The organism is Erythrobacter sp., from assembly GCF_040217515.1.
Lineage (GTDB): Bacteria > Pseudomonadota > Alphaproteobacteria > Sphingomonadales > Sphingomonadaceae > Erythrobacter.
Map to the genome: position 1 here is coordinate 24,128 of NZ_JAVJPT010000013.1, position 16,447 is coordinate 40,574.

Consider the following 16,447-nt stretch of genomic DNA (forward strand, 5'->3'; position numbering starts at 1 on the left):
CTGTCAGAGCAAGGACAATTGCGCCTCGTCACGCGGTGGCTCGTCTGCTTTGCCACGATCGAGGTTCGACAAGGTCAGCCCCATCAGCCGGATCGGCAGCGGCAGCGGCAGCGCCTCCTCCAGCAATTCGCGGGCGAGCCGCGCGAAGCGCGCCTTGTCCTCGATCCATTCGCCGCCTTTCGAAGAATGGGGGCGCTGCGGGATCGATTTCGCCCGCGTGATGATGCTGAAATCGTTGTATTTCAGCTTGAGCGTCACCGTCCGCCCGCGCGCCTCTGCCCGTTCGATCCGTTCCCAGACGATATCGATGATATCTTCCAGCGTGTCGCGCAGCGCGCCCGCGCCACCGATATCCTGTGAAAAGGTGCGCTCACCGCCGACCGACTTGCGGATGCGGTGCGGGCGCACGGGCCTGAGGTCGATGCCGCGCGCGGCGCGGAAAAGGTAATCGGCGAAAGAGCCGAAATGCGTGCGCAGGAATGCGATGTCCCGGGCGGCAAGGTCCGCCCCCGTTTCGATGCCTAGGCGCTTCATCTTTTCTTCCGCTTTGGGTCCGACCCCGTGGAAGCGCCGGATCGGCAGCGTCGCCACGAAATCCGCCCCTTCGCCCGGGCGGATGACGCACAGGCCATCGGGCTTGTTCTGGTCGCTGGCGAGCTTGGCGAGGAACTTGTTGTAGGACACCCCGGCGCTTGCCGTGAGCCGGGTCTTGGCAGGGATTTCCTGGCGGATCAGCTCGGCGATGCGGGTGGCGCTGCCGATGCCCAGACGGTCCTCGGTCACGTCGAGATAGGCTTCGTCGAGGCTCAAGGGCTCGACCAGGGGCGTGTGGTGTTCGAAGACGGCGCGGATCTGGCGGCTCGCCTCGCGGTAGGCGTCGAAGCGGCTTTTGACGAAGACAAGGTCGGGGCACAGGCGCTTCGCCGTGACCGAGGGCATGGCGCTCCTCACTCCGAAGCGGCGCGCCTCGTAGCTTGCCGCAGCGACCACGCCGCGCCCGCTCGACCCGCCGACCGCGACGGGTTTTCCGCGCAAGTGCGGATTGTCGCGCTGTTCGACGCTGGCGAAGAAAGCATCCATGTCGACATGGATGATCTTCCTGAGGCCGCCCGCTTCCTCGGGCAGGCCGTCATTGTCGGGGGCGGGCGGGTCCTGCGGCACGGATCGGGACATTAGGCTGCTCGCAATGCGGGGAAAAGTTTTCGCTTGCTACCCATTGGAACTTATCCGGGCGATCACGATTTTGTGCATATGCGAAAAGAAGAGTGGTCAACGGGCGAACCGGCGGGCAAGGGGCCGGGCATGGCAACCACTGCCCAATCCCCTAATGCGCCCGCCCGCCTGGGCGAACGCGAACTGATCTGGCTGATGGCGCTGCTGATGGCGCTGCAGGCTTTCGGCATCGACGCGATCCTGCCCGCTCTCGACGAACTCGCGCTCGATCTGGGCGTGCCGGGGAACGAACGGCAATTCGTCATCGGCGTCTACCTGCTCACGGCGGGTGTCGGTGCATTGGCCCCCGGGGCGCTGGCCGATCGCTTCGGGCGCAGGCCCGTATTGCTGGTGTCGATCGGCATCTACATCGCGCTAAGCTTGGCGAGCGCCTTCGCACCCACTTTCGATGCGCTGATCGCTATCCGCGCGGCGCAGGGCTTTTTCGCCGCCGGAATCATCGCCCTGCCGCCCGCCATCATCCGCGACCGCGTGGGCGGCGACAAGATGGCACGCATGATGAGCCTGATCTTCGTCATCTTCCTGATGGTCCCCGCCGTTGCCCCGAGCATCGGGCAGATCATCCTGCTGTTCGCCGACTGGCGGGCGGTGTTCGGCGCGATGGCGCTGCTGGGCGTGGCGATCGGTGCATGGGCATGGTTCCGCCTGCCCGAGACCCTGAGCGAGGAAAACCGCCAGCCAATCCGCGTCGCACCCATCGCCCGCAACATGGGCCGGGCCCTGAGCCTGCCCAGCGTCATCGGCTATGTCTTCGGCTCCTCGCTGGTGTTCGGCGCATTGTTCGGTTTCATCAATTCCTCGCAGCAATTGATCACCGAAACTTTCGGCGCGGGGGATATTTTCCCGATCGTGTTCGGCATCTGTGCAGGATCGATGGCGATTGCGAGTTGGTCCAATTCGCGCATCGTCGAACGCTTCGGCGCGCGCCGGGTCAGCCATACCGCCCTGTTCGCCTTCATCGCGGTCGCCTCCGCGCAGGTCTTCTTCGCTTTCCAGCCCGAGGAAAGCCTGTTCGTTTTCGTGCCGCTGATGGCGATCAACATGGCGCTGCTCGGTTTCATCGGGAGCAATTTCGGATCGATCGCGATGAATCCCTTTTTCGCCATCGCGGGCGCCGCGAGTTCGGTCCACGCCTTCGTGCGCATGACCGTGGCCGCCGTGCTGGGAGCGGCGATCGGCTATGCCTATGACGGAACCGCGCAGCCGCTTGCGCTGTCGCTGCTGGCGGCGGGGCTGACCTGCCTCGCGCTGGTCCTGTTCAGCGAGAAGGGCAGGCTGTTCGGCCCGCCCGAGCCTGCGATGGGTTTCGGCGCGGAGCCTGCGTCCTGATCTGCGCACCCGCATCCGCGGGTGCGATTTCCTCGCTCTTGCGACCTGAAGGTCGCATCGCTGCGGGCGCCCGGTCGGGCTTGCGGCCCTTCGGGCCGGTCTAGCGCTCGCTTTCGAGCCTGCGCCAGGCGAGCTGCGCGAATTCGCACAGCAGGGGCCGGGTGTCGCGCGGGTCGATGATGTCCTCGACGTTGAAGCGTTCGGCGCTGCGGAAGGGCGAAGTGACCTTGGCGAGCCTTTCGCGGATTGCCTCGAGTTCGGCTGCCGGGTCGTCGGCCGCTTCGAGTTCGGCCTTGTAAGCGACCTCCAACCCACCCGCGATGGGTAGGCTTCCCCAGTCGCCGCTCGGCCAGCAGAAGCGGTATTGATACCTCTCCGCATTACTCATCGCGCTGCCCGCAATGCCGTAGGCGCGGCGCATCACCACGCTGGCGAGCGGCACGCTGGCCTTGTAGATCGCGTTCATCGCCTCGATGCCGTAGCGGATCGTCCCTGCCATTTCCGCCTCGCGCCCGATCATGAAGCCGGGATTGTCGACGAGGTGGACGATGGGCAGGCGGAACTGGTCGGCCAGTTTGACGAACCTTTCCACTTTCTCGGAAGTCTTGGCTTCCCACGATCCGCCGAGATAGCTCGGATCGCTCGCCACCAACGCGACCGGCCAGCCGTCGAGCCGCGCGAGCGCGGTGATCGCGGCGCGGCCCCAGTTGCGCCCGATCTCGAACACCGTGCCTTTATCGAGGACCAATTCCAGCGCGCGGCGCATCGAATAGACCTGCTTGGGATCGTGCGGCACGAGGGAGAGTAGCGCCTCCTCGCGCCGGTCGGCGGGGTCGGAGCACTCCGCGCGGCGGGCGAGCTGGCCGACATGTTCGGGCATGAAGCTGAGGAAGTGTCGAGCCCGTGCGAAAGCCTCGGCCTCGCTTACCACCTCGTCATCGACCACGCCGTTGCGGGTATGGATCGCGCTGCCGCCCAAGGCTTCCTTCGCGTCCTCGTGATTGCCCGAGCCGTCGCGGTAGGCCTCGGCCATCGCCTCGACCACGGCTGGGCCGGCGGCGAAGATCTGGCTGAGGCCCTTGACCATGATCGAATAATGGCTGGCGACGGTGCGCGCCGCGCCGAGGCCCGCCGTGGGGCCAAGTGCCAGCGCAACGACCGGCACTGTGTCGAGGTTCGTCACCACGTCGCCCCAGCCGGGCACGGCGGGAATGTAGGTCGCGCCGATCTGCTCCAGCGTCTTGACCGAGCCGCCGCCGCCCGTCCCGTCGATCATGCGGACGATCGGCAGGCGCAGCTCGTGCGCCATCTGTTCGGCCTGCACCATCTTGCGCGCGATCCCCGCATCCGCTGCCCCGCCGCGAATGGTGAAGTCGTCCGCCGTCGCGACCACGGGTCGGCCGTTGATGGTGGCCTTGCCGAACAGGAAGGGGGCGGGGATAACGCTGTCGAGGTCGCCGTTTTCATCGTAATGCCCGCGCCCTGCGATCTTGCCGATCTCGCGGAAGGAGCCTTCGTCGCACAGCGCCGCGAGCCGCGCGCGGGCATCCATCTTGCCGCGCGAATGTTGGCGCGCGACCTTGTCGGGGCCGCCCATTTCCTCGGCCAGCGCCTCGCGGCGGCGCAGTTCCTCGAGTTCCTTGGCCCAGGTCATGAGTCTTTTTGTCCGCACGCCATCCGGCGCGCGATATCCTCGCACCTATCGGCGCTGCGGGCGGGCGGTCGCCCTTGCGGTTGCTGCGCAACCGTTTGGCGCCAAGCAGCTGCGGTCACTCCGCCGGCTCCACCACGCACAGGACCGCCTCGACCTGCACCTGCCCGCCCATGCTGGCTTCGAGGGCGGTCACGGTCCCGTCGAAGGGCGCGGTGAGGGCGTGCTCCATCTTCATCGCCTCGAGCACCATGAGCCGCTGCCCGGCGGTGACGGTGTCGCCCTCGGCGACATCGAGTGCGATGACCTTGCCCGGCATCGGCGCGATGATCGCGCCGTCGGCGGCGGAGGCTTGGCCGGTGCCGTCATGGCGGGGCAGTGCAATCCGGAGCAGGTGACCACGGATCGAGATGAACTGCGCATTCGGATCAGGGACCTCCCTGAAGCCATGCTCGAAATACCGGCCCTCTGGTGTCGGGCCGTAACGGAAGGTCTTCACCTCCCCATTCACCGCCAGTTGGTATTCCTGCCTGCGCGGCCCGTTCATGCGAAAACCGAGCATGGGTTCGGCCTTTTGGTCGAAGTTAGTGCTCTCGCGGACAAACCACTTCAGTGCATCGCTCAGGGCGCGGTTACTTAGTGTGGGCTCTGCTGTGAGTATGTCCTGCTTGCGTCCTATCAGCCCCGTATCAAGGTCGCCATTTCGAACATCCTCTTCCCTCAACAGGCTGACTAGGAAGGCGAGATTTGTCCTGACGGGCCAAATCGCCGAACGTTCGAGCTCGCCCGCCAGCGCCGTGATGGCTTCGTCGCGCGAGTCTCCATGCGAGATGATCTTGGCGATCATCGGATCATAAAATGCGGAAATCTCGGCGCCCTGTTCGACCCCGGTTTCAATTCGGGCGTCGCCGCGAAAATCGAGGAAGTCCAACCGTCCCGTGCTCGGCAAAAACCCCTTCGCCGGGTCCTCCGCATAGAGCCGCGCCTCGATCGCGTGGCCATTGATCGACAGCTCCTCTTGGCGGAACGGCGTCGGCTCGCCGCTCGCAACCCGCAACTGCCACTCCACAAGATCGACCCCGGTGATTGCCTCGGTCACCGGGTGCTCGACCTGAAGCCGCGTGTTCATCTCCATGAAGAAGATGCGATCCGCTCGAAGTCCCTCGCTGGCATCGGCGATGAATTCGATCGTGCCTGCGCCCTCGTAATCGACCGCCTTGGCGGCGCGCACGGCGGCAGCGCAGATCGCCTCGCGGGTGGCCGCGTCCATGCCGGGGGCGGGGGCTTCCTCGATCACCTTCTGGTGGCGGCGCTGCAAGGAACAGTCGCGCTCGAACAGGTGGACGACATTGCCGTGGGCATCGCCGAACACCTGCACTTCGATATGGCGGGGCGAGGTGATCCACTTCTCTAAGAGCACCTCGTCATTGCCGAAGCTCGCGCGCGCCTCGCGGCGGCAGGATTCGAGCGCGGCGGCGAAATCGCCCGCGCTATCGACCTTGCGCATCCCCTTGCCGCCGCCGCCCGCGACCGCCTTGATGAGGACGGGGTAGCCGATGGCGTCCGCTTCCTTGGCGAGCCGCTCGACCGACTGGTCCTCGCCCTCGTAGCCCGGCGTCACCGGCACGCCCGCCTCGCGCATCAGCTTTTTCGCCGCGTCCTTCAGCCCCATCGCCTCGATGCTGGCAGGTTTCGGCCCGACCCAGATGAGCCCCGCGTCGATGACGGCCTGCGCGAACGCGGCATTCTCCGAAAGAAAGCCGTAGCCCGGATGGATCGCCTCCGCCCCGGTCTCCTTTGCCGCCGCGATGATCTTCTCGCCGACGAGATAGCTTTCGGCGGCGGGCGAGGGGCCGATATGCACCGCCTCGTCCGCCTGGCGCACGTGGAGCGCCCTGGCGTCGGCGTCGGAATAGACCGCGACCGTCGCCACACCCATCGCGCGCGCGGTGCGGATGATGCGGCAGGCGATCTCGCCGCGATTGGCGATGAGGAGCTTTGCGATCATCGGTTCGGGTTAGGCGCGCCGCGGCCCCGCTTCAAGTGGCGCTCAGCACGAGTGCGAAGATGACGAGATCCGCCAGGACATGCGCGGCGAACGGGGCGAGCAGGCCGCCCGACGATAGGCGCAGCGCGCCCAGCATCAGCCCGTAGATCGAGGCGAGGGCGATTCCGATCCACCCGCTCGGGAAACCGGCCCAGTGGATCGCCCCGAAAGACACCGCCTGCAGGACCACCGCAGCGCGCGCGCCGAAATGCAGCGTCAACCAATGCTGGATTGCGCCGCGCCAGACGGCTTCCTCCATCGCCGCGTTGACGAGCGCGAAGCCGAGCGCACTCGCTGCGAGGACAAAGGCCCCTTGCGCGGGTATCATGGCCCGGAACTCGCCGAGATCGGGACGGAGCAACATGGTCCACAGCCACAATGCCGTGCCCGCGACGGCCCCGATCCCCGCCGTCCAGAACCATTCGGACCGCGTGAATGCACCGCGCGAGATGCCGAGCGCGGCAAGGTCCCGATCGCGCCGCAGTGCGAGCACGATAGTCGTTGCGACCAGCGGAAGCAGAAGGTGCCAGGGCCAGGCAAAATAATCCCCGAGCGCAAAGGCAAGGACAAGATGGAAGCCCGCGAAAACCACGATGGCCCTGCCAGTCACGGTCCAGTCCCCGCGAAACAGCAACGTCGAAGCGAGCAGAGCCGAACCCGTGGCCGCGACGGCGCGGGGGTCCGCGGTGACCATGGGACGAAGCGAGATTGCCACCAGCGCACTTGCGACGATCACGCCCACCGGGCCGGGAAGTCGCAAGGTCGTGGTCACGGGCTAGCCTTTCAGTGGCCGATAATCCGCGATGCCCCAGGTGATCGGCCCGTCGGGGTGTTTCTCGCGGTTGATCGCCGCCGACAGGAACGCGCGCGCGCCATGCAGCGCCTTTTCCCAGCGCGGCACATAAGTGCGCGAATTCCACGCCTCGGTCCCGCGCTTTCTCACCTTGCGACCGATCGCTCCGTATATGCGCGCCGCCGAGAGCACGGCCCAGCGGCTGCGGAAGGGCAGGCGTTCGGCCCCGACGCGCGCCGCCGCCTCGTGCTTTTCGACCAGCGCGACGAGCCGCGCGGCCATGGCGGCGAGTTCGCGGCGGTGGTGCGGCTTGGTATGCTGGCCGGGCTCGATATCCTGGGCGACCAGCCATTCGATCGGCAGATAGCACCGCCCCGCCGCGTCGTCCTCGACGATGTCGCGCGCGATGTTCGACAGCTGGAAGGCAAGGCCGAGATCGTTCGCCCGGTCGAGCGTGTCGCTGTCCGCCGGGTTCACCCCCATGACGACCGCCATCATCACGCCGACCGCGCCCGCGACGTGGTAGCAATAGCGCATCATGTCGGCCTCGGTCCGGGGGCGCCAGTCCTCGGCATCGAGCTGGAAGCCGGCGATCACGTCCTCGGCCATGGCCGGGGTGAGCCCGCATTCCCTCGCCACCACGCCGAGCGCATCGAAGGCGGGGTCGCCGGTCGGCTGCCCGGCGAAGGCTTTCGCCGTAAGGCGGCGGATATGGGCGAGGCGCGTCGCAAGGTCAGACTGGTCGCCGAGTTCACCGCCAAGATGCTGGTTGTCGGCAATGTCGTCGCAGCGGCGGCACCAGGCATAAAGCAGCCAGGCGCGTTCGCGCGTGGCCGGATCGAACAGCCGCGCGGCGGCGGAAAAGCTCTGCGAGCCGTGCTTGATCGCTAGCCGCGCGTGTTCGACCAAGGCCTCGCGCCGCATCGGTTCGAAGGATGGCTCGACCCCCATCGCGCGCGCGGCCTCCCCTAGAGGTCCTCGGCCTTCATGCGGAAGATCGGTGTGTGGGGCTCGTAAGCCTCCATCTTGTCCAGCAGGTCGGGCAGGCGATCGGCATGGATGAGAATGTCCTGATGCGCGGGCCGCACGAAGCCGACTTTCGCCATATGCGCGTTGAAGGCGATGAGGTCGTCGTAGAAGCCATAGGCGTTGAGCAGGCCCACCGGGTCCGAGTGGTATCCCAATTGCGCCCAGCTCATCGCTTCCCACAATTCGTCCATCGTGCCCACGCCACCAGGAAGCGTCACGAAGCCGTCGGAAAGATCCGTGAACTTCTGCTTGCGCTCATGCATGCCGCCGACCGCGATCAATTCGTCGCAGTCATGGTTCGCCACCTCAGCCTTGACGAGGCTTTCGGGAATGATCCCGATGACCTCGCCGCCTGCCGCCTTCGCGCCTTTCGCCACCGCGCCCATCAGCCCGAGCCTGCCGCCGCCATAGACCACCCCGATCCCGCGCTGCGCGAGCGCGGCGCCGACATCCTCGGCGAGTTCGATGTAGCGTGGGTCCGCGGGCGAGGCGGAGCCGCAATAGACCGCGAGGCGCCGCATGGGCCGTTTCATTCCATTCATGCGCTCGCTTTAGCGGCCAAATCCTCCAGCACAATGCCCGCGGTCGCCTTCGCGCTGCCGACGACGCCGGGGATCCCCGCGCCCGGATGCGTGCCCGCGCCGACGAGGTAGAAGTTCTCGATCACGTCGTCGCGGTTGTGACCGCGCAGATAGGCGCTCTGCCACAGCAGCGGTTCGAGGCTGAAGGCGCTGCCCATGTGGGCGGACAGGTCCTGCTTGAAGTCCTTGGGCGCGTAGGAGAACTTGGTCACGATCCGATCGTGGATGTCGGGGATCAGGCGGCGGCCGAGTTCGTCGAGGATCATCTTCTCCAGCCTCGGGCCGACTTCGTCCCAGTCGACCGGCATTTTGCCCATGTGGGCGACCGGGACGAGGGCGTAGAACGTGCTCATGCCCTCGGGCGCCATGCTCGGATCGGTGACAGTCGGGTGGTGGAGGTAGATCGCGAAATCCTCGGGCAGCACACCGTTCGAATAGATGTCGTCGAGCAGGCCCTTATAGCGGTTGGCGAACAGGATCATGTGGTGCGCGATGCCCGGCCACGTGCCCTTGAGCCCGAAATGGACGACGAACAGGCTCGGCGAAAAGCTCTTTCGGCCAAGCGACTTCGCCATTTTCTGACCGCGCTGTGAGTTCGAGAGCAGGTCCTTGTAGGAATGCATAATGTCGGCATTGGAAGCGACCGCGTCGAAGCGCTCCTTCCAGCCCGATTTCGTCTCGACCTCGCTGGCGCGCGTGCCCATCGTGTGGACCTGCACGACCGGGTCGCCGACGCGCATCGTGCCGCCGAGCCGCTCGAAATGGCGCACCATCCCGGCGATCAGGCGATTGGTCCCGCCGCGCGCCCACCACACGCCGCCGTCCTTTTCGAGCTTGTGGATGAGCGCGTAGATGCTGCTCGTCTTCATCGGATTGCCGCCGACCAGCAGCGAGTGAAAGCTGAACGCCTCGCGCAGCTTCTCGTTCTTGATATAGCTCGACACCATCGAATAGACACTGCGCCAGGACTGTTCCTTGATCAGGGCAGGCGCGGCCTTGAGCATGGTCTTGAAGTCGAGGAACGGCTTGGTCCCGAGCTTGACATAGCCTTCTTCGTAGACCCGTTTCGAATATTCGAGGAAGCGCTGATAGCCCACGACATCGTCGGGCTCGAGCTTGGCGATTTCCGCGTTGAGGCTTTCCTCATCGTTCGAATAGTCGAAATTGGTACCGTCCGGCCAGTTGAGCCGATAGAACGGCATCACCTTCATCAACTCGACGTCTTCGGAAATGTCGTGTCCCGTGAGCTGCCAAAGCTCCTCCAGGCAAGGCGGATCGGTGATGACCGTGGGCCCCGCATCGAAAGTGAAGCCGTCCTTCTCCCAGAAATAGGCGCGGCCCCCGGGCTTGTCGCGGGCTTCGACCACGGTGGTGGCGATGCCGTGCGACTGCAGGCGGATGGCGAGCGCCATGCCGCCGAAGCCCGCCCCGATCACGCAGGCCTTCTTGCCAGCGTAGCGCTGAGCCATGGCAGGGTCGATCCCCCGGCCGGTGGGATTTGTGGGGGTGATCGGTGTTTCGGCGTTCATGCCGTCTTCTCCAGTCTGAAAGGCTTCCCGCGTGAGATCATCGCGCGCATGGCACGACTGATAGCTACGGGCGGTTTGCCGCTGAGGATGCGCAGCCGGTCGGGCCAAGTCGATTGCCCGGCATAGAAGCGTTCGACGAGATCGCCCGAAAGTCCGTAGAAATGCTCGAACACCTGCACCCGCCGTTCGGGATCGGCGGCCTCGAACAGCATGCGCGAGAGCATCCGGTAAAACCCCGTCTCGCGCCAATGGCGGCGCGCGCGTTCTTCGCAGAAGGCGGCGAGTTCCTCTGCGCTCGTCCCGGGGTTTTCGCATAGCAGCGCGGCGATCTCGCGCGCATTGGCCGCGGCGAAGGGCAGGGTGTAACTGGTCAGCGGGTGCGAAAAGCCGCCGCGCGATCCGGCGATGGCGACGCCGGGAATGCGCAGGTCCTCGATCACGCTTTCGAAATCCCCGCCCGAAATGACCGGCAGGATGCCCGTTTCCGATCCGATCACCTCGCCGCGCCAGCCCCTTTCGCGGGCATAGGCGCGGGTGCGCGAGGCGAGCTGTTCGCGGTCCATGCGCGGGTGGTCGGCGTAATAGGTGTCCTCGACGAAGACCTCGTCCTCGCTCAGGGGCAGGACATAGACGAAGCGATAGGCGGCCCCGTTGCCGTGCGGGGCGAGCTGATCGACCGTCGCATCCATGATGACGGGCCGCGTAAGACCGTGGGGTTCGTGGCACCGTATATGCTGGCCGAGAAAGACCTGCCAGCCGCCTGCGAGCTGGTCGGAGGGCTTGAAATTGCGGCAATCGACCACCCGCTTCGCCGCGATCCGCGTGCCGTCGGCAAGCGTGACGCCGCCCGCATCGAGATCGGCCACGCGCTTGCCCAGCATCACGCTGCCATCGGGCAGGACGTCGGCGAGATGGGCGTGGAAATCCTCCGAGGCAAGCGAACGGTAGGAGGTGCCGAGCGTCCGGCCATAGCCCGGAAAGGCGATGTCGTAGCCTTCGTCCCAGCTCTTGAGCGGGAATTCGCCGAGCAGCCCGGCGCTTTGCGGGGCGAGATCGGTTTCGAACCAGCTCCAGCGATGATTGCCGCCCAGCACCCTGCCTGCCTCGATCAGCCGGAAACGGATGCCGGGTGCCATGCGCGTGAGAGCGAGCGCCAGCAGGCCGCCGGCAAGCCCTCCGCCGACGATCACGAGATCGAGCGCGTCCGGATCGAGCCGGGCAGGATCGGGCGGCGCGTCGTCGGGCTGCGGGGCAGGGGAGGGAGACGAGTCGCTCATACTCTCCTAGCCCTAGGGCACGGCGGCGGGGTGAGCAATGAGCAGCGGCGCGCGCGGCCCGTTCGCACGACTATCGGGGCCGGTCGGCGCGGCGCTGCATGCGGAACGCAATGGCGCATGCGGCATTGATTGCATCACTTGCATGAAATAGGCGGGGTATGCGGCGACCATGCGTCACGGCATTGCCAAGATTAGCCCCGCTTGAACAGGGTCTTGCCAGTTCGGCGTGTCGGGGCGAAAGGATATGTCGCAGCCTCGCGCCCGGCCGGTCCAGGGCCGTCCCATGTCCCAGAGGAGTTTCCCCACGTGACCCCTGCCAAGCCTGTCTTTCTCGTAGCTTCTGCCGCGCTCGCTGCCGGACTTGCCGCCCCGGCGCATGCCGGCGCTTCCTCCGTTGCAGATGCGGGCGTCGTGACCCACGCACAGGCCGGGACCGTCGTCGATCTCTCGGCGGGCCGGGAAAGAGCGCCGAGAATTGCTCCCGAACCGGTGCTGGTGGCGGCAACGGGATCGGACGGGTTCGACCTCGCCGCGGACGTGAACGAAGCGCAGACCGACAGCTCCGTCCAGCCCCGGCAAGGCCAGCAGCAGGGCCAGCAGCAGGGCCAGGGCCAGGGCCAGGGGCCGGGGCAGCCGTTCCCCACCGGGATGCAAGGGATGAAACCGGTCTTCGACAACAACTGGGTGACGCTCGGCGTGGGCGTCGGCATGGTCCCAAGCTATGCCGGGTCGGACGATTACATCGCTTTCCCGCTGCCGTTGATCGTCGGTCGGCTGGGCGGAATCGGTCTCACTCCGAACGGGCCGGGGATCACGCTCAACCTGCTTTCCCAGCGCACCATTCCGGGCCAGCCGGGCGGCACGACCTTTCAGTTCGGTCCCGCTTTCCGCATCCGCAACGATCGCAATGCGCGGATCAGCGACGAGGTGGTGGAAGCGGCTGGCAAGCTCGATGTGGCGGCCGAGGTCGGCGCCAATGTGGGGGTGAGCTTTCCGCGCGTTCTCAACCGCTTCGATTCGCTGACCCTTTCGACGCAGGTGCGCTGGGACATACTGGGTGCGCATGAGGGTATGCTGATCGAGCCCAATATCGGATATACGACGCCGATCGGGCAGGCGACCGTGATCAACCTGCAGGCGGGGATGCAGTTCGTCGACGACAGCTTCGCCGATTATTACTACTCGGTCACACCCGGCCAGGCCGCCGCCAGCGGCCTGCCGCAATTCCGCGCCGATGGCGGGCTCAACAGCGCCGGGTTTACCGCGATCGTCAATTACGACCTCAGCGGCAACAGCCTCGATGGCGGGTTCAGCATTTACAGCGTTGTCGGCTATTCGCGCCTCTTCGGGGACGGCGAGGACACGCCCTACACCGCCCTGCGAGGCGACCCGAACCAGATCATCACCGGGCTGGGCGTGGGCTATACGTTCTAGTTGCGCCGCCGCTGCGCCGTTTGAGGGCGTTTACTTTACCCTGACGCTTTGATTTTTGACGGTGGGCGCGCCCCCCGGGGCGGCGCGCAGCCGCCCCTGCACCTTGCCGGCCTATTCCTCGATCTTTGCCCCGCCAGCGCCCTCGGCCAGTGTCGGGCGCGGATCGGGCAGCGGAGCGCGGCGGTCGCCGGTCTTGAGGTAGGTGTCGAACCAGCGCATCATCCGCAAGGAGTAGTCATAGCGCGCCGCCGCCCCCTGGTTGCCGTGGCCTTCGCCCGGATAGAACACCAGCCGCGTGGGCACGTCGGGCTTGCGCACCTTGAGGCTGCGATACAGCTCGAGGCTCTGGCCCGGGTTGACGCGGGTGTCCTCTTCGCCGTGCATGATGAGGATCGGCGTGTTCGCCTTGTCGACATGATAGACCGGCGAGACTTCGAGCATCGCGGTCCAGTCATCCCACGGCCATGCGCGCGAATGGACATTGTACATCTCGTAAGGGATGTCGACCGTGCCGAACTTGCTGACCTGGTTGGAGATACCCACGAACATCACGGATGCCGCGAATTCGTCCGAATAATAGGTCGCGCCCCAGCCTGACGCATAGCCGCCATAGGAGCCGCCGGTAATCCCGGTGCGGGTCCCATCGGTGATGCCGTCCGCCACCAGCGCGCGCTTGGCATCGACGATGTCGCGGAATTCGGGATCGGTGTAATTGCCCTGGTGCTGTTTCGCGAAAGCGACGCCGTAGCCGGTCGAGCCGCGATAATTCGGCAGGAACACGGCATAGCCCTGTCCCGCCGCGATCTGTCCGGGCTTGGAATAGGCGGTCTGCCAGCCATTCGATTCATGCGCTTCGGGCCCGCCGTGAATGTTCATGATGGTGGGCGCACCGCCTTTCGGAGTCCCGCCGACCGGCTCGATCAGCACGCCTTCGACCTCCTGCCCGTCGCTCGCGGTGTAGGTATAGGTGCGCTGCGTGCCAAAGGTGATCTCGGACAGCCACGGATTGTGAGTCGTCCAGCGGCGGAAATTGCCCGTCTCGTCGGACCAGCTGCGCGAGGGATCGAAGACGAACAATTCGCTCGGATGGATCGGGCTGTTCGCGGCGACCGCAACCGTGCCACCCGCCGCTTCGACCCGGGTAAGGATGAGCGACTTGGGATCGTATTCGGCGGCAAGGCTGCCATCGGCATCGTAGAGCCGCATGACCGACTGCGCCCCGACATGGATGATCGCGGCGAGCCGCCCGTCCTCGAGCCATTCGGCATCGACCGCGGCCTCGGCCGCGCCAGCGTTGAGCGCGCGGTACTCCCCGCTCGCGGCATCGACGAGATGCAGCGTCGTCGCCGCCGGATCGTTCATGTCGACCCCGGCGATGAGCGAGAGTTGCGCGCCGTCGCCCGCCCATTCGACATCGCCGATCTTGCCCGGCGTTTCGACCACGGCGGTGACATCGCCGCTTTCAAGGTCGATGATGTTGACGCGCTTTTTCGTGTAGCTGTCATCGACCAGCGGGGTCGGCGCGGTTTCGATCAGGGCGCGCTTGCCGTCGGGCGACACGTCGAAACCGCTGACGAAGCCGGGCAGGGCGATCTCGCGCGGATCCTCGTCGATGGACCCGCCGAAACGGGCCGCGAACAAGCGCGCCGGACGGAACTCTTCTTCATAGACCTTCGCATCGAAGCCGGCCTCGCGCTGCGCCGTGCGCTGCTTGTCCTCGTCGGGCCCGGCCAGCATGTAGATCGCGGAGCCATCGGGCGCGATTTCGTAGGCACGCACCCCCGTTCCGGGCACGGCGGCGAGCTTTCGATAGGCCCCACCCGCGACGGGTACGCCCCAAATGGCGGTATCGTCGCCGCCTTTTGCCCACAGGAAGGTGACCATCGACCCGTCCGGGGAAAAGGCAACCTGGCCTGGGCTGATGTCCTCGGGCAGATAGGCGCGCGCCGCATCCGGTCCGGTCGCGACCTTCAATTCGCCGCGATAGCCGCCATCCTCCTCGCCCTGGGTCACGTCGGGCCGCGATCCGGTGGTGAAGGCGATACGCGCGCCGTCGGGCGAAACCGCCATCGCGCCCAGCGCCTCGATCCTGGCCACGTCCTCCGGAGTCATCGGCCGGGCATTGGCGGCCCCGGCCATGGGCGAGGCCGAGACGGTCAGCGCGGCGGCGAAAAGGGCGATGCGGGTGGTGTGCTTCATGGATGCGGCTCCTCAGTCATGCCGTGTTCTCTTGCTGCGCCTCTCCATAACGTTCATGCCTCCGAGCGCAATGTAAGGGGGAGGCGGAAATGCGGATCGGTTTCTACGGCGCCGCAGCGGCGGCGGCAGGGGTGCTCGGGCTGGCCGGCCTCTCCGCCGGAGCGCGGGCTGACGAAATCGCAGCGGACGGGGACGACGCGTGTCTGCGCGAACTCGTCGTGCTCGGCGCGGGCCAGGATGCGGGCGCGCCGCAGATCGGCCATTCGCAGGATAAGGGCCCGCGCCTGCTTCCCGCAGCGCTCGCGCTGGTCGACCGCGAGGCTGGGACGCGCTACCTGTTCGATGCGAGCCCCGCGATCACCGAACAGCTCGCCGCGCTCGACGAAGTCGCGCCGCCGCAAGGTGGGCTCGGAATCGACGGCATTTTCCTGACCCATGCGCATATCGGGCATTATCTCGGGCTCGCCTGGCTCGGCACCGAGGCGGCCGGGGCGCAGGACGTGCCCGTCTTCGCCATGCCGCGCATGGCCGCCTTCCTGCGCGGCAACGGGCCGTGGAGCCAGCTGGTCGATGAGGGCCATATCGCGATCGCCGAAATGGGCGAGGGGGCGTTCACCGTTCTGTCCGACGAATTCGGCGTGCTGCCGGTCGGCGTGCCGCATCGCGACGAATTGTCCGAGACGGTGGGTTTCATCATCATGACACCGGATCGCCGCGCGCTCTACCTGCCGGATATCGATAGCTGGGATGAATTCGAAGCGCGCTCGGGCAGCAGCCTCGAACAGCTTGTCGCGGGCGTGGACTACGCCTTCATCGATGCGACGTTCTGGGCCGACGGGGAGCTGGAGGGCCGCGATATGAGCGCGGTGCCGCATCCGCGCGTGAGCGAGGTGATGAAGCGGCTCGCCCCGCTGCCCGATGGCGAGCGGTCCAAGGTGCATTTCATTCACTACAATCACACCAACGCGATCCGCGATCCCGCCAGCGCGGAAAGCCGCGCGGTGGGGGAGGCCGGCTTCGCCATTGCCCGCCGGGGCATGCGCGCCTGCCTGTCGTCCTAGCCGCACATGCCTGCATCGGCATCGGCCGCGCCGAGGCGCGGTGCGAAGCCCTGGCGGTAGGGAGCGATCTCGGCGGCGCGCTGTTCGCGAGCGGCGGGCCTCCCGCCATGCAGGAGACCGCTCGCCGCCTTTCTCCTCAGAATTCCCCGGCGATGCCCGCCCGTACCGCAGTCGAATTGCCGCCGGCATAGGTAACGCCCGCCGTGAGGGCGAAATCGCCTTCGAGCCGGTGCATCAGGCCGACGGAAACGCCGACTTCGCCGCGATAGGTCGCAACATTGCTG

The 16,447-nt window shown here is 66.4% G+C and carries 13 protein-coding genes; 3 read left to right on the forward strand and 10 right to left on the reverse strand.

What is annotated here, in order from left to right; all coding sequences use genetic code 11:
* Positions 1-3: 3 nt before the first annotated feature.
* Positions 4-1,173 carry a DNA polymerase IV gene (dinB, locus tag RIB52_RS14085; protein ID WP_350176632.1) on the reverse strand — a complete coding sequence of 390 codons (1,170 nt, stop codon included), beginning with the start codon at positions 1,171-1,173 and terminating at the stop codon, positions 4-6.
* A 129-nt stretch (positions 1,174-1,302) separates the two neighbouring features.
* Between dinB and RIB52_RS14090 the strand changes: the two genes are divergently transcribed.
* Positions 1,303-2,562, forward strand: coding sequence for a multidrug effflux MFS transporter (locus RIB52_RS14090; RefSeq protein ID WP_350176634.1), 1,260 nt, complete (start codon positions 1,303-1,305; stop codon positions 2,560-2,562).
* Between the two features lie 100 nt (positions 2,563-2,662).
* On the opposite strand, the gene RIB52_RS14095 is transcribed toward RIB52_RS14090, so the two are convergent.
* The 7 genes from RIB52_RS14095 to crtY all read right to left on the reverse strand — a co-directional run bounded on the left by RIB52_RS14095 (position 2,663) and on the right by crtY (position 11,469).
* Positions 2,663-4,216 carry an acyl-CoA carboxylase subunit beta gene (locus RIB52_RS14095; protein WP_350176636.1) on the reverse strand — a complete coding sequence of 518 codons (1,554 nt, stop codon included), beginning with the start codon at positions 4,214-4,216 and terminating at the stop codon, positions 2,663-2,665.
* 115 nt (positions 4,217-4,331) lie between these two features.
* Positions 4,332-6,221 carry an acetyl/propionyl/methylcrotonyl-CoA carboxylase subunit alpha gene (locus tag RIB52_RS14100; protein WP_350176638.1) on the reverse strand — a complete coding sequence of 630 codons (1,890 nt, stop codon included), beginning with the start codon at positions 6,219-6,221 and terminating at the stop codon, positions 4,332-4,334.
* 31 nt (positions 6,222-6,252) lie between these two features.
* The gene (locus RIB52_RS14105; RefSeq protein WP_350176640.1) at positions 6,253-7,032 is read right to left on the reverse strand and encodes a CPBP family intramembrane glutamic endopeptidase; all 780 of its coding nucleotides are present in this window, start codon (positions 7,030-7,032) and stop codon (positions 6,253-6,255) included.
* Between the two features lie 3 nt (positions 7,033-7,035).
* Positions 7,036-8,004: a phytoene/squalene synthase family protein gene (locus RIB52_RS14110; RefSeq protein WP_350176642.1), complete on the reverse strand. Its 969-nt coding sequence runs from the start codon at positions 8,002-8,004 to the stop codon at positions 7,036-7,038.
* 17 nt (positions 8,005-8,021) lie between these two features.
* Entirely contained in the window at positions 8,022-8,603 is a 582-nt protein-coding gene (locus tag RIB52_RS14115; protein ID WP_350176644.1) for an LOG family protein, read from the reverse strand.
* Between the two features lie 17 nt (positions 8,604-8,620).
* Entirely contained in the window at positions 8,621-10,132 is a 1,512-nt protein-coding gene (locus tag RIB52_RS14120) for a phytoene desaturase (protein ID WP_350176654.1), read from the reverse strand.
* A 56-nt stretch (positions 10,133-10,188) separates the two neighbouring features.
* Positions 10,189-11,469 (reverse strand): lycopene beta-cyclase CrtY, encoded by a 1,281-nt coding sequence (gene crtY, locus RIB52_RS14125; RefSeq protein WP_350176646.1) that lies wholly within the window; start codon positions 11,467-11,469, stop codon positions 10,189-10,191.
* Positions 11,470-11,775: 306 nt separating this feature from the next.
* On the opposite strand from crtY, the gene RIB52_RS14130 reads away from it, so the two are divergent.
* The gene (locus RIB52_RS14130; protein WP_350176648.1) at positions 11,776-12,903 is read left to right on the forward strand and encodes a MipA/OmpV family protein; all 1,128 of its coding nucleotides are present in this window, start codon (positions 11,776-11,778) and stop codon (positions 12,901-12,903) included.
* A gap of 111 nt (positions 12,904-13,014) precedes the next feature.
* On the opposite strand, the gene RIB52_RS14135 is transcribed toward RIB52_RS14130, so the two are convergent.
* Positions 13,015-15,102, reverse strand: coding sequence for a prolyl oligopeptidase family serine peptidase (locus RIB52_RS14135; protein WP_350176650.1), 2,088 nt, complete (start codon positions 15,100-15,102; stop codon positions 13,015-13,017).
* Positions 15,103-15,191: 89 nt separating this feature from the next.
* Here RIB52_RS14135 and RIB52_RS14140 point away from each other — a divergent pair, with 89 nt between their 5' ends.
* Positions 15,192-16,163, forward strand: a complete 972-nt coding sequence (locus RIB52_RS14140; RefSeq protein WP_350176652.1) for an MBL fold metallo-hydrolase — start codon at positions 15,192-15,194, stop codon at positions 16,161-16,163.
* 136 nt (positions 16,164-16,299) lie between these two features.
* Here the strand turns inward: RIB52_RS14140 and RIB52_RS14145 are convergent.
* On the reverse strand, positions 16,300-16,447 hold a 148-nt coding region (locus tag RIB52_RS14145; RefSeq protein WP_350176571.1), incomplete at its 5' end, for a YadA-like family protein.

What these genes read in the sequence shown, in the direction of transcription:
- RIB52_RS14115 (WP_350176644.1), bottom strand. Translation starts at nt 8,603, where the DNA reads ATGCGGCGCCTCGCGGTCTATTGCGGCTCCGCCTCGCCCGCGGACCCA.
- RIB52_RS14095 (WP_350176636.1), bottom strand. Translation starts at nt 4,216, where the DNA reads ATGACCTGGGCCAAGGAACTCGAGGAACTGCGCCGCCGCGAGGCGCTG.
- dinB (WP_350176632.1), bottom strand. Translation starts at nt 1,173, where the DNA reads ATGTCCCGATCCGTGCCGCAGGACCCGCCCGCCCCCGACAATGACGGC.
- RIB52_RS14140 (WP_350176652.1), top strand. Translation starts at nt 15,192, where the DNA reads ATGCGGATCGGTTTCTACGGCGCCGCAGCGGCGGCGGCAGGGGTGCTC.
- RIB52_RS14120 (WP_350176654.1), bottom strand. Translation starts at nt 10,132, where the DNA reads ATGGCTCAGCGCTACGCTGGCAAGAAGGCCTGCGTGATCGGGGCGGGC.
- RIB52_RS14135 (WP_350176650.1), bottom strand. Translation starts at nt 15,102, where the DNA reads ATGAAGCACACCACCCGCATCGCCCTTTTCGCCGCCGCGCTGACCGTC.
- RIB52_RS14110 (WP_350176642.1), bottom strand. Translation starts at nt 8,004, where the DNA reads ATGGGGGTCGAGCCATCCTTCGAACCGATGCGGCGCGAGGCCTTGGTC.
- crtY (WP_350176646.1), bottom strand. Translation starts at nt 11,469, where the DNA reads ATGAGCGACTCGTCTCCCTCCCCTGCCCCGCAGCCCGACGACGCGCCG.
- RIB52_RS14090 (WP_350176634.1), top strand. Translation starts at nt 1,303, where the DNA reads ATGGCAACCACTGCCCAATCCCCTAATGCGCCCGCCCGCCTGGGCGAA.
- RIB52_RS14100 (WP_350176638.1), bottom strand. Translation starts at nt 6,221, where the DNA reads ATGATCGCAAAGCTCCTCATCGCCAATCGCGGCGAGATCGCCTGCCGC.